This is a genomic window from Pseudoalteromonas piscicida, assembly GCF_000238315.3.
GTDB classification, from domain to species: domain Bacteria; phylum Pseudomonadota; class Gammaproteobacteria; order Enterobacterales; family Alteromonadaceae; genus Pseudoalteromonas; species Pseudoalteromonas piscicida.
This window is the reverse complement of sequence record NZ_CP011925.1, coordinates 578,465-592,027: the sequence shown is the minus strand read 5'-3', so window position 1 is coordinate 592,027 and position 13,563 is coordinate 578,465. Positions and strand designations below refer to the sequence as shown.

The window sequence follows — 13,563 nt, the reverse complement described above, 5'->3', positions numbered from 1 at the left end:
CAAAGGTGGCTACAACGTATTTACCTACAACCGAGATGCGGCATCGTTTAGCAAATCAGAATAGGCAGAATCTGCACCTATTCGTTTGGCCTCTGCTCGCAAGTCATTGCTAATTCTTGCTCGGGTAAATTCATCAGTTAATAATTCATTTAGCTGATACGGTGAACGACTTATCAAAATCGCTTGCTCAAGTGGGCTTTTAGCTGCATTAATCTGTTGTGTATATATGCTCTCACTAGAGCGTTGAGCCGATGCACTCAATTTTGCCATCGCAATTGACAAATCTGAATACAGCTTTACAGCATCGTAATCAAATTCAGCACTGTCGATGTCCATCACGGGAAGATCTCGTGCCAAAAATGCATTCACCGTTTGCTTAAACTCATGCGGAGCCTCATTCATAAACTCATCTATTCTGATAATATTAAAGAGATCTTGCCTTAGCGACTCTCGCTCTACCTTTTGTGACGGCTCATTATTAAGAGTTTGAATATATTGCGGCAAAAATTCAGTCCTTGATTGAGGGTTAGCTAATGCGAGGCGATTATAAATTCCAGCTTTTGTTGCTCTGATAGCATCATTTGATACGTTATTAGATTTATTTTCTGATATCACAAACTGGTCATCTATCAGTAGTTTGGCTTTCTCAAAAGGAAGATGACCAACAACAGCCTCAAGAATTGAAAAGCCTAATGCAGGATCTTCCACATTGGCTAGCTGACCACTAATTACATCGAGTAATTGCTGCTTTACTTCTGATAAATGCATGGCAGAAACTTTCGCCTCTTCTCCATTAACCAGTAAGATAGTCTCAAGTACATTTAGTAAGCCAAATTTTGCCCGCTCTGATGCACTTTCGAATAGCGAAATTAACTCATTGGACAGCTCAATAGGAGCCAACGTACTCACATACTCAAGCACATACAAGCCTTGCTCTGATTCCACGCCTAACTGCTGTACCATATTCCACAATATACTTATTTTATCTTTTCTTGATATATTCGGATCTTTTAATAGCTCTATTAGCTCAGCTTCAAAATCAAGCATAGCCTTTGTACCAAAACTATTCTTCAATGTTAAAGTAAGCGTATCTGCTAACTCTAACATTTTATTATTTTCTTTATCTGTTAATTTAACATCCATATCATAAAAATCTGGAAGTGTAGCTATGAGCTCGGACTGGCTAATAAAAGGAACGGTCTCATTATTTTCTGCAGTTTTTTTTACTTCCTTTTCTGCTGTGGATACAAAATAAATGACAACCAAAAAAACAGCTAATAAAGATAATGCTACATATTTTGCAATTAGTTTCATATCCACCTCGAATTATCTAGTGCTTGGGAAGCTATTATAAAGATTTCTCGGAGTGAAAACGGTAACTAAATTCTCGCCAGTAACCTTTTTGTATGAGTAGTTCACAAAAGTATCACAACGGAACTTTACCTTCACTTTTACAAAACTACCATTTTTATATACCCATTTACCTTCTGTATATTGTGCAGTGATTGTATATTCTGGATCAAAGCTACGTTGTGCCCACCCAGCTTCAACGATTTCCCCATGCCTAGTACCCCGACCGTACTTTGCGCCCCAGTATGAGGAAGCACCTTTAAAGCTACTCAGCGTGTTTTTGTGAATGACAGTGTTATCATTCAATACTTCAAGTACTTTTGAACCGTCCCAGATCCCAACGTGCCCAGCCCAACCTAGGCCTGAAATTGATAGATCTCGAGCAACAACATCACCTACACTCGTTGGATTGCCAGCAAAAGCTGTTGTACTTATAGCGAATAATAATGCACCAGTAGATAAAACTTTCATGAAATTTCCTTTTAATTAAAAACCAACATAATAATAACATTAAAAACAGAAAATTCAACCAAACCTAAAAAATATAAAAACCACGAAAAGCACACAATAACCTACAAATGGCAAAAATGAAAATAACACAACAACAAATACAAAAACCAATAAAACTACAACATTGAATTATTGAATAAAACCAAAAAACATTAAAGATTGAAAAAATTAATCCACAATATAAATTTAAATAAAAACACTCAACATAGCTTCTTTCATCTGAGCTTGGTTAAAAGCTTAGGGACTGTTTATTCTGTGCGGTTGGACGGAATAACAACAGCTGAAGTGCAAGTTGTTATTCCGAATTCAAATTGTTTAGCTACTTATAACAGCCAATTTTAGCGCTCAATACGTTGAATTGCCTTCCTATAGCCAGCTATTGGTGTGTAAATCCACCTTGCTAGCATTAGAAGCCTTAGTAAGAGCAGATAGCGGTGTTCCCCCTAAAACTCATTGGTGAGACAAGGGGATGATAAAATCAACAAAGGACAAAAGGAGCTAGCTCACCGCTTATCTACGCTTCTGTTTAGTCGCACTTTTGAAGTTTTTTCCATACCGCCCATTGAGAGGAATACTGAGTTGGATTCTGGTTACGTGTCCACCACTTCGCTTCGAATAAAAAGCCTCCATAGTTTACTCTCTCACCTTTATGGTACACATTGGAAGCCTTCCAAGGCTCAGCTTTACAGTTTGGCTTAGGCTCTTTTACAGGATCTACAACTACAATACGCCTTGAAATATACTTTGACTTTGCTCCTCTATCGTCAGTCGCAACAGCACTAATTATGTAGCTCCCAGTTAAGTTAGGAACATAATTAAACGCGTATGGTGCACTATGGAGTTCGGTTAATAGCGTATCGTTCACTTTTACAGTGACTGTATCGATCTTACTATCTCTATCAGTGGCAGATAATTGTATGTCGATTGCCTTCCCAATCTCTATAACATACCCATCTGTAGGTTTGATAAAATCAAGCGTTGGTGGCTGATTTTCATTAACACTTCCATCATCAGATGTTCCACCACAGGCGACTCCTTTTTTCCAAACACCCCAAGTGCCCGACTTTAAAGGATTTTGATAACGGTTCCACCATCGAGCAGTATATTCGAAGCCCGCCAGTGCAACCTTATCACCTTTAACGTAAACGCTATTTTCTTGCCAAGCAGGTGTTGTGCAATCGTCAGGGTTGACGACGCTGAATTGACGAAGTTCAGTTTTAGCTGTCGCGCCCTCATTATCAGTAACCTGTGCTGAGAAAGTATATTTACCTGCTTGTTCTGCATTCCAAGTCAATTGCCATGGTGCTTGAGTCACACTACCAATAATTTGATCATTGACCTCAAAAGTAACTCGAGTAACCTCACCAAATTCGTCTTGTGCATTTGCACTTAATACAACTTCACTGCCAATTACATGCTGACTCTGATCAGCTGGTGCGCTGAGCTGAATGGTCGGTGTTTTGTTATTTAGACACGTGTAAACACCAACTTGTGAAAACGCTTCACCAATTGCCGCCGTGTCATACCCCAACGACCTAGCCGCTTTGGTTACACCACAGCCGAGTGCATCAAAGTCATCGTTGTAAACCCAGTAAAATCGATTGGCTTCTACCATCACAGCAAAGGCTTTACGCACATTCCAACCAGGGCTATTAGATAGTAGATAAAACGCACGGTTAAACACGCCTGAGCTATAGTGGACATCTAATCCTAATGTATATTGATCAGCATGATCAATTGAGCGACCATCTTTACTTGGTTTATCAAAATACCTCAATGCACCATGATGACGTTTAAGAATATCTTTACCTAGCTGCCAGTCAACGATGCATGAACCATCAGAGTTCTGATTTAAATAACACTCCAATGCTTCGCCCGCCATATCAGAAAATGACTCATTGACGCCACCTGAATGACCTTGGTACACCAATTTTGATGTGTTCCAAGTAAAGCCATGTGCTACCTCATGCGCAGTTACATTCGTCGATACTAGTGGATGCACAACGCTGTTACCATCCCCAAACGTGACTTCTCTGCCATTCCAAGAAGCATTGGCGTAGTTATCGCCATAATGGATTCGCATCACCAGCTTATGAGGAAGAATCTGGTTTATGCCGTACCAATTTGCGAACATCTCTTGTGTCATCCGACCCAAATATAAAGCATCATTGAGCGGCGCATAAGCCCCATTTATAAACTTATGATTGTTCTCGCCACAACGAAACTCATAAGCACTGGTATTGGTCGTTCCATGCTGCATATCAATGACTTTGATTTTGTCATCTTCCATCCGACATTGGCCGTTTGCCAGCGCCGCCACCTTAATTGCAGGGCGGTCAACGCCATACTCAACTCTACCAATCTTTTCATTCCCTCCTGGACCTGTCATCAGCGCAGTACTGTGATTAATGGTGTCGTGGTGTGACAATATATCCCCAGTGTGACCATCAATAATGTACTCTGGACGAGTGCTTCCGTGTCTATCTTCAATTAGCAAAGTAACCAAATACGCAAGCTTTACAGCACTTCCATGCGGATACACAATTAGCTCAATGTCCTGCTCCCTAGGCTCGATACTTTTACTTGTATGTGATTTAGCGATGCTCAATGCTGACGCTTCATCAAGCGAGGGGGTAACTTCTGTGAGTGTTAAGCCAGTGATAACTCGACCCGAAATATCGACAATCTTATGCGCAGGTTGCAGCCAGCCGAAAGTGGTTTGACTGGTATCGTGATGTGTAACTATTTCACCGCCATATACTCGAAGACCTTTGTAGTATTGGCTGCGGCGTTGATGTTTACCACCGGCAGCAACGCTATGTGTTTCAAATGCTAGACCAGTATCTGTTTGCGCCGTTCTAAACAAGCTATTGTCGTTATTTAATTGTTCTATCAATGCAGTCGATAGCATTTCGTTGTTATTTAATGAAACACTTTGTTGAGCAAACGCGCTCGTAGTAAAGCTTGCTACCATAGCAAGGGTAATTGGGGTTAGTCTTTTCATTTACTGCTTACTTCTTACTTCTTTAATGTTTATCACTTTGCTATATCTAATTTTCTGCGATAAGCGAAGGATGTGATCACTGGCAGCAATACCTGCCAGTAATTTGTTAGAGGAGCTTTGGATTACAGCTTACGCCACACAGAATTAGTGCTAGGTTGCTGGCCACGAGTCCACCAGCGCGCCTGATAAGTCTCACCAGCGAAGATGACTTTATCACCACCTGTGTATACTAGGTCACTGCGCCACGCTCGAATAGTACCGTCGTCAGGAATGATTTCTTGCCACACACCGCCTTTACTTGGCAAGGCTCCGCGCGTCCACCAACGAGCTTTGTATTGCACCCCTTGGTACCAAACCACATCACCACCAACGTAGACGGCATTTACATCCCACGTAGTTTTACCCGGCTCAGTCGGTGGCTCAACTGGGTCCGTCGAGGTGGTATCGTTCACTGTGATGTTAAATGGGCGTGTTACTTCATTTACGCCATCGCTCACCGTCACTTTACCTGTAATATGTTGCGTCTTTTCTACCTGAGATGCGGTAAGTGTTACACTAGCACCATTGCCAACCACAGTATGGCCGGGAACATTCCAAGTATAACTAAGCGGCTTACCTTCAGGATCACTAGCAGTCACGCGTAGCGTTACCTGCTGACCTTCGTCAAGTACCACATCGTTAATACCTGTAACTTCTGGGGCTTTATTCTCGGCAACCGCAGCTTTCACATTTACTTTGAGCTGACGATTGACCGTATGTTTGCCGTCCGTTACTGCAAGCGTTACCGTGTACACAGCGTCCTGCGTTACGCTAGGCGTCGCAATGGTAACGCGGTTTTGCTCTGTCGTTAACGTTAACGCCGCATCACCTGACCAAGTATAAGAAAGCGCTTTACCTTCAGGGTCAGTGGCTGTTGCCTCCACTAGCACTGATTCTCCTGCCACTACGTTTACTTCACTCGCAAGTGTCACCGTTGGCGCATTATTAACAGGCGGCGGTGGCATATCTCCCGCTAAACCTTCATGCATCGCATTGAGAATGTCACCGTTGTCTGCATCAATTTCCCACGCAAATATACCGCCAAGGTTATGCTGAAGAATATATTGGCCTTTTGCACGAACTGAGCGTGGGCTATCGTAGGTTACCAATGTGCCTTTACTCTTATTCCAAACGTACGCGGCCTGTGCTTGTTCATCGTAACCCACTTCAAATCCATTCACGCCTTGTTCGTTGTCACCAATCATATACTTTTTCAAGCCTTTATAATCAATAACGCCAGCTTCCCAGACACCCTGTGCGGTTGTACCTTTCAACTTGCCATTCGCAGGGGCCGTCATCGGGTTGCCTGCAACGGCTGCGTTTTGTGGATACACTCCTTCCCAGCCACGACCATACATGGCCGCGCCAACAACTAGCTTTTCACTAGGTACGCCTTGAGCCAGTAACAGCTGGATAGCGTTATCCATCGTATAAGCTGGGCCTTTGCGTGGCTTGCCATTTTCATCGACACCACTGCCATTACAGGCTTCATTGCTTAAATGCGAACCACAATAGATCCCAGTTTGGTGACCCGTGACATTGTTCCAACCACCGTGGAAGTCATACGTCATGGCAAAGATATAGTCCATGTACTCGGCAGCACGTTGGTAATCTACGTCTTCGATTTTGTCCCAACCTGTACCAATTGCTGAGGTCAATTCGTATTCTCGGCCTGTTTGCGCTTCAAGCTCATCTAGCATGGCGCGAAGTTCTTTCATTAAGGTGATATACACTTCACCATCGTTGGCTGAGCCAAGGTTTGGATTCGCACCATCTCCACCAGGGAACTCCCAGTCAATGTCAATACCGTCATAGAACTTCCAAGTAGTGAGGAATTCGCGCATTGAATTGACAAAGGTGTCGCGGTTGGCTTTGCTATCAAAATCAAAGAAAGGATCAGATAGCGTCCAGCCACCCACTGACGGTAAGATTTTCAAGTCTGGGTTACGCTGTTTCAATGCCATTAATTGCGCATAGGTACCACGGATAGGATCTTTGCTATCAACTCCCGGTAGCGCCTTCTGTACCGCTGCCCATGGGTCGTGGATCACCACTTCATAATCATTAGAGCCACCACAGGCTAACTTCAGCGCGCGTAGGCTATTGCCATTTTCGATTTCACCCAACGACTCATTCGGTCCACAAATCGGAATAAAACCATAAAGCAAGTGTGTCAGGTTATCCGCTGGGATTTGGGTCACATCGAATTGACGACCATAAATACCCCATTCCACAAAGTAAGCGCCAACCACCTTGTTTGGATCAGTATTAAATTGCTTATTGTTGGGGTTTACATTGAGTTTCAGTGGCGCTAAATGCCCACCATCGGTATCCGCGATTACAATCGGCTTTGCCGCTGATGTGGCGCATCCTGTTGCATCACAAAGTTGAATAGTTAACTGATGACGGCCTGAGCGCGTGTAAGGAAATCGGATCACGCCCGATTTAGAGCCTGCGGCAAGCACCCCTTCGTTAACCAAGTTATCATCGAAAAACACCTTGTAGTGGTCGCCGCCCTTGCCAGACCAAGCGTTCCATTCAATCTCTATATCAACCACCTCTTTGGCTTGAATTAACTGTTTGTATGAACCGCGGCCATAGATATTTACATCAACAAATGAATAGCTTTGCGGCTTCCAGGTAATGCTTGGTGTTGACGGCGCTGCTTGCACTGCACTTGACGCAATAGCTGCCGCGACAGCAAGAGATGATGAGAGTAATTTAAACATTGATACTTCCTCGTTTTATTATAATTTTTTCCACACTGAGTGCTTGTCTGGTTGTTGACCTTTGGTCCACCAGCGCGCTTGATATTCAACGCCTTGATAACTCACCCTGTCGCCGCCGGTATATGCCTTATTAGCATTCCATGTGTTACTTGCATCGGACTTGTCGACCAGCTCCCACGCATCACTTTGGTCGGGCTTTTGACCTTTTACCCACCATTTAGCACGATAGCTTTTGCCCTGATACACTGCGGTATCACCAGCGGTATAAACTTGATCGGCACGCCATGTATCACCATTTGGTGGTGCGGTTTGGTTAGTCACCGTGATGGTAAAACTAACGGTTTTCTCAAACGTGCCATCAGAAACGGTTACTTGCCCCTGATAGTCGGTATTTTGCTGAACCTCAGGCGCTGCCAACGTGATAGTTGCACCGCTACCGCTATAGCTCAATGGTGCAGGGATCTGCCATGCAAAGGTGAGTGGATCTTTGTCATCATCAAACGCATGAACATGAAGTGATGTGCTTGAGCCTTCTTTTAGCGTGATATTGGCGGGGGTATGAACCACAGGGGCACGGTTTTGAGGCTTAGCTAAAATTGAAAGGTTAAAAGTGTACTGAGGATCACTAACAAACAGCTGATTAGCAGCGAGTTGCGCAGCATCAAATACAATATTGCCGTCACTTTGTTGTACGCCAATTTGCAGCGTATTCGCATAATTATTGTTAAGTGTGCTGGCAAATTGCACAGCCCAATGATTGATATTACTTTGTGTTATCGACAGTTTTTCTTGTACCAACTCTTGGCCATCACCATCAAAAACACGTAGCCATACCGTATCGCCTACATTGGCCAGTTGACCCTGTTTGATAAAAAAGCCAGCAGACGTCCAACTTACTGGCTCAGTCGGTGTAGTATCTCGTACTATCGTGACGTCGCTACAATTGTAAAAACCTTCACCTACAACATCATCACGCTGCCAACGCGTATATAAGATAGCATCTCCGCTAAATTTACTCGGCACCGCAACCTGCATTTCATAATAGCGTTTACCGTCTGGTGCGACGAAGAAGTCTACATTGCCATACTCTTGTACTAGCTCTAAATCTTGCCACGCTAGAGGCGTTGACTGAATATCCGCTTCCGGTTTAGTAAGATAAAACTGCCAAAAGCTCGGGTTATGAGGCGTCGTTGCACGAAATCTAACTTTAATTTGGTTTTGAGCATCTGGCGTTATCGCGGTTCTTTGCCACTCACTCGATGCGATATTCATGCCCGCTTTGTTTCTGTCGCCACCCGCACAAAGTTGTCCATTAGGAACAGCAGCTTGTACCGCTTGCAGATTAAAATAATCAGGAACATTCGCTGCAAACTCATGCTTTTGAATAAACTGCACATGCTCAGATGCCAGGTAAGCTGCTCGACATGCCGCGTTTGGGATATTGCTTCCATCTTTTGGCCACCAAAATCCGCCCTGCTCCTCACAAATCGCTTGCCTTGCCTTTGGACTATCCATATAACCATGTGCAAATGCGTTCGATGCTGCCATGCCAAGTGCCATGGTAATACTGACTGTTAACATAGAGTTTTTCATTTTCTTCTACTCGTATTAGAGAAGTGACCGCCGCCACTTCGATTAAGATTAGAACGGGCGAGAATCTATTGTTGCTTGTCACACGAAATTCAGTCTTGCCCAGCGCACTAAGATTTTACTCGTTGATAAACACAACTTATCTTGGTCACGCCACTGTACTTCGGCAGTAAAAAACAACGCTGTCATTTTTTAACAACTAATAAGCTATTGCACGTCCATGGCATGCTCGCCTTTATTTTTGTAAAAAAAAAGTATCCAAGTTAATTTTATTGTGAGCATCAACTCGAATTCGAGGCATTTTACTCAAGCAAAAGTCAATAACAATAGATGAGATTATTAATTACATTCAGTACTTTATGATTGATTTAAAAAATACCTTTACGCCATAATTCAGGCCTAAACACCTGTTTAATTTGACTATTACAATAACCAAAACAATTGAAATACTTTATTCTCTAATAATTTACAATTAGAAGACGCTACTCTGTGTAAAGTTTTATCTACATTGGGTACTAAATTACATTTAATAAAAACACTTTATTCTTATCAAAAAAATTAAAAACAACCCTTTTTACTCAGTCTATTTTACTACTAGAGCCTTATAATTTGGCTATACTTTGACTTTACTGCTTACTTGGAAATGATTTTGCGAACGCTATTTACGTTACTGTTGCTCATTGTGGTGTTTATCACAGGGTTTATTATGGGTGTGTACACTTTGCCTATAATGACGCAACCTCCGGCGGCTAGTCACACAGAGATACTGGCGATCAGTAACGCCGCAACATACAAAGGCCAATTTAAGAAGGAGCTTAAAGATTCAGACGTATTACACTACGCTACCGGTGAGATTTATTTTACGGATAACCACATTGCATTTGTGGGTGAGATAGCCCCAGGACCAGACTATCGGCTTTACCTCGCCAAAACATTTATTGAGACAGAAGCCGACTTTAAAGCACAAAAACACACCATGGTGGAAATTGCTAACATAAACCAATTTTCGCAGTTCGTGCTGCCCAAGTATCGCCAAGTTGATCTGACCCAGTTTCAGAGCGTGATTATTTGGTGTGAGCATTTTGAGCAGTTTATATCGGCAGCGTCATTACAACGCATGGATAGTAACTAGATCTGAAGTGATGGTGCGACAGGTAAACAAACGAGCCAACACTAGCTCTGTTATGCTGTCTCTCGTTCCAAAATAACAACCATGGAATCAGATTCACCAAAGCCTGATGCAGGAATAACAACCTGTTTTAATTGCCAGCCATTTTGCCCTTCAGCATTTAATAGCGACTGCACGTCTGGTGTCCCTGATTTAAAAAAGCGCAATTTAAATGGTAATTCAACTGTTTTATATTCATATTTTTTCATCACTCCAGCCTCCTTAAGAGTAAGACTCGTATAATCTAAATTAAAAGTGGCAGCTAGTGCCTTCTGAGTTTCCATGGAAGCACTCGCCTCTCTTTCGACCCTCTGAATGGTTCTTTTGCTTAAACCAGAAGCACCAGCTAACTACTCTTGGGTCCACCCCTTGAGCATCCTTTGCCTGATTATCAAAGCGGCATCAATTTTCATTTTTTACACTTATATCTATTCCCTAGCGTTAACTAAGTAATACCCTAAAAACATGAAGTTTAAAACGCCAAATAAGTGAAAGCTTGGCGACAGAAAGGCGACAGCACAGACAATTCAAAGCTTTTTTTGCTTTATAGAGAGCCCAAAGACACACTACACTTTGGAGTAGAAGCTGCTTCACGCAGCGATCTTGTGTTTCTTCACCGGAAGATAATCCACTCTGCTAGGCTAGTAACCTCTCGCCGGATAAACCGCCATCCACAAGTCACTATACAATTTGGAGTAGGAGATGCTTTACGCAGCGATAAGTCTTAGAAACCTAAGCCAAAAAAAGCCACACTGTTGAAGTGTGGCTTGGGAGCATTGCATGGGTGTATTGTTGCAATGATTCTTTCCAGTAATGCGAGAAGTTAAGCAGCTTGCTCGTCGTCTTGTCCTAACCGAATTAGGTAATCAAAAGCGCCTAAACTTGCTGTCGCTCCACCACCCATCGCAATTATGATTTGCTTAAACGGTGTGGTGGTTGCATCGCCTGCGGCGTGAACGCCCGCTAGACTAGTCGCACCTTTGCTATCAATTTCGATTTCGCCAAAGCGGCTAAGTGCAACTTCACTCGACTTTAACCATTCAGTATTTGGTACAAGCCCAATTTGTACAAAAATGCCGGCCAATGGTAATGAATGCGATCCGCCGCTCACTCTATCTGTGTAGTTCAAACCCGTTACTTTATTGCCGTCACCAACTACTTCGGTGGTTTGTGCGTTTTTAATAATGGTAACGTTATCAAGACTTTTCGCCTTTTTGATCAGAACTTCGTCAGCTCTGAGCGTATCGGCAAATTCTAATACCGTGACGTGTTCAACGATATTTGCTAAGTCGATAGCCGCTTCAATACCCGAGTTACCGCCACCAATGACTGCAACAGGTTTCCCCTTAAATAATGGACCGTCACAGTGCGGGCAATATGCTACACCTCTACCCTTGTACTCGGTTTCGCCGGGTACATTCATGCTTCTCCATCGTGCACCTGTTGCCAAGACTAGAGATTTGGCCCTTAATACCGCACCGCTTTCAAGTGTGATATCAATGGTTTCACCTTTGTTAATTGCCGCTGCACGCTGGTTCTTCATCACATCAACGCCATACTGGTTAACATGCTCTTCTAACTGTGCAACCAACTTTGGACCTTCGGTTTTTTGCACTGAGATAAAGTTCTCAATGCCCAAAGTATCGGTAACTTGGCCGCCAAAACGCTCCGCAACTACCCCTGTATTTAGCCCTTTACGAGCAGCATAGATAGCAGCTGATGCACCAGCTGGGCCGCCACCTACAACGAGCACGTCAAACACGTCTTTCTCGTTAAGTAGAGCCGCTTGTTTTTCACCAGCTTTACTATCCAATTTGAGTAGTATATCGCTCAGGCTCACTGCGCCTTGGCTAAATTGTTCACCATTTAAGTACACGGTTGGCACGGCCATGATGTTGCGTGATCCCACTTCTTCTTGGAACAAAGCGCCATCAATCATAGTGGTGGTAATATTTGGGTTAACAGCCGCCATGAGATTCAAGGCCTGTACGACTTGCGGACAAGTTTGGCAACTCAGTGAAATGTAAACCTCAAAGTTCAATGCGTTATCTATATTCCCGATCAGTTCCAAATCGTCTGCCGATGCTTTAGTGGCATGGCCACCTGAATGCAATAATGCAAGTACCAAGCTGGTAAACTCATGTCCCATAGGCACACCGGCAAACGTAATTTCGCTCTTTGTTTCAACGCCACGCACCACCATTTGTGGGATACGTTCACCTTCACTTGATTCAGATAAAGTAATTTTATCGCTCAAGGACGCTAAGTCTTGTGCTAACCCTTTTAGCTCTTGCGATTTTTTACTGTCATCAACAGTAATGACGAGTTCAATCGGACGTTGTAGAGAGCTAAAGTGGCTTTGTAGTTGAGTTTTAATTTGGTTGTCTAACATATAAGGTAACCCTCTGCAGAAACTACAGTAAAAATTCGCAAAAACGATGAATTTGATTCATCTTGACGGTTGAGATGGGAGTGCATGCAGCACTCCCCTGACAAATTAGATTTTGCCAACTAGGTCTAGTGAAGGCGCTAGTGTTTCTTCACCTGGCTGCCAAGATGCCGGGCAGACTTCACCATCGTGAGATGCGATGTATTGAGCAGCTTGTACTTTACGTACTAGCTCTTTAGCACTACGACCAATACCTAGGTCATGCGTTTCGATAACTTTGATTTCGCCCTCTGGGTTGATAACAAAAGTACCGCGAAGTGCCAGACCTTCTTCCTCGATCATCACACCGAAGTTACGAGTAATACGGCCAGTTGGGTCACCAATCATTGGGAATTGAATTTTCTTAATGGTGTCTGACGCATCGTGCCATGCTTTGTGCGTGAAGTGCGTGTCTGTCGATACAGAGTAAACTTCTACACCCATTTCTTGTAGCTGTGCGTAGTAGTCAGCTAAGTCGCCAAGCTCTGTTGGACATACAAAAGTGAAATCCGCTGGGTAAAAGAATACGATTGACCATTTACCTAGTAGGTCTTGCTCAGAAACTTCTACGAAGTCGCCACCATGGTATGCAGTTGCGTTGAATGGTTGAATTTTAGTATTGATTAATGAAGTGCTCATCGCTTTCCTCACTGTTGTTTAGTTTAAAATAATGTTGGCGATTACTGTTCGCCTTGGCTTGAGTACAAAGATAAAGGGAAGTGATGATTAAATAAAATGGATTGTT

9 protein-coding genes are annotated in these 13,563 nt (G+C 43.2%); 1 reads left to right on the top strand and 8 read right to left on the bottom strand.

The features are described 5' to 3' along the window. Positions 1–24: 24 nt before the first annotated feature. The 5 genes from PPIS_RS22165 to PPIS_RS22145 form a co-directional block, all read right to left on the bottom strand. Positions 25–1,314 (bottom strand): hypothetical protein, encoded by a 1,290-nt coding sequence (locus PPIS_RS22165; RefSeq protein WP_010377877.1) that lies wholly within the window; start codon positions 1,312–1,314, stop codon positions 25–27. A gap of 12 nt (positions 1,315–1,326) precedes the next feature. Continuing rightward, a complete protein-coding gene (locus tag PPIS_RS22160; RefSeq protein ID WP_010377876.1) occupies positions 1,327–1,821 on the bottom strand; it encodes a hypothetical protein in 495 nt (164 codons plus the stop codon). Between the two features lie 565 nt (positions 1,822–2,386). Then, a complete protein-coding gene (locus tag PPIS_RS22155) occupies positions 2,387–4,864 on the bottom strand; it encodes a M4 family metallopeptidase (RefSeq protein ID WP_010377874.1) in 2,478 nt (825 codons plus the stop codon). A 122-nt stretch (positions 4,865–4,986) separates the two neighbouring features. Then, positions 4,987–7,632 carry a glycosyl hydrolase family 18 protein gene (locus PPIS_RS22150; RefSeq protein WP_010377871.1) on the bottom strand — a complete coding sequence of 882 codons (2,646 nt, stop codon included), beginning with the start codon at positions 7,630–7,632 and terminating at the stop codon, positions 4,987–4,989. Positions 7,633–7,650: 18 nt separating this feature from the next. Then, positions 7,651–9,225: a lytic polysaccharide monooxygenase gene (locus PPIS_RS22145; protein WP_010377869.1), complete on the bottom strand. Its 1,575-nt coding sequence runs from the start codon at positions 9,223–9,225 to the stop codon at positions 7,651–7,653. A 640-nt stretch (positions 9,226–9,865) separates the two neighbouring features. On the opposite strand from PPIS_RS22145, the gene PPIS_RS22140 reads away from it, so the two are divergent. After that, positions 9,866–10,354: a DM13 domain-containing protein gene (locus tag PPIS_RS22140; RefSeq protein WP_019647569.1), complete on the top strand. Its 489-nt coding sequence runs from the start codon at positions 9,866–9,868 to the stop codon at positions 10,352–10,354. A gap of 50 nt (positions 10,355–10,404) precedes the next feature. Here PPIS_RS22140 and PPIS_RS22135 read toward each other — a convergent pair whose 3' ends face one another. The 3 genes from PPIS_RS22135 to ahpC all read right to left on the bottom strand — a co-directional run bounded on the left by PPIS_RS22135 (position 10,405) and on the right by ahpC (position 13,457). Further along, complete coding sequence (locus tag PPIS_RS22135; RefSeq protein WP_248694216.1) at positions 10,405–10,674, bottom strand: DUF4177 domain-containing protein; 270 nt, start codon at positions 10,672–10,674, stop codon at positions 10,405–10,407. A 539-nt stretch (positions 10,675–11,213) separates the two neighbouring features. Next, positions 11,214–12,782 (bottom strand): alkyl hydroperoxide reductase subunit F, encoded by a 1,569-nt coding sequence (gene ahpF / locus PPIS_RS22130; RefSeq protein WP_010377861.1) that lies wholly within the window; start codon positions 12,780–12,782, stop codon positions 11,214–11,216. A 105-nt stretch (positions 12,783–12,887) separates the two neighbouring features. Then, positions 12,888–13,457 carry an alkyl hydroperoxide reductase subunit C gene (ahpC, locus tag PPIS_RS22125; protein WP_010377859.1) on the bottom strand — a complete coding sequence of 190 codons (570 nt, stop codon included), beginning with the start codon at positions 13,455–13,457 and terminating at the stop codon, positions 12,888–12,890. Positions 13,458–13,563 lie beyond the last annotated feature (106 nt).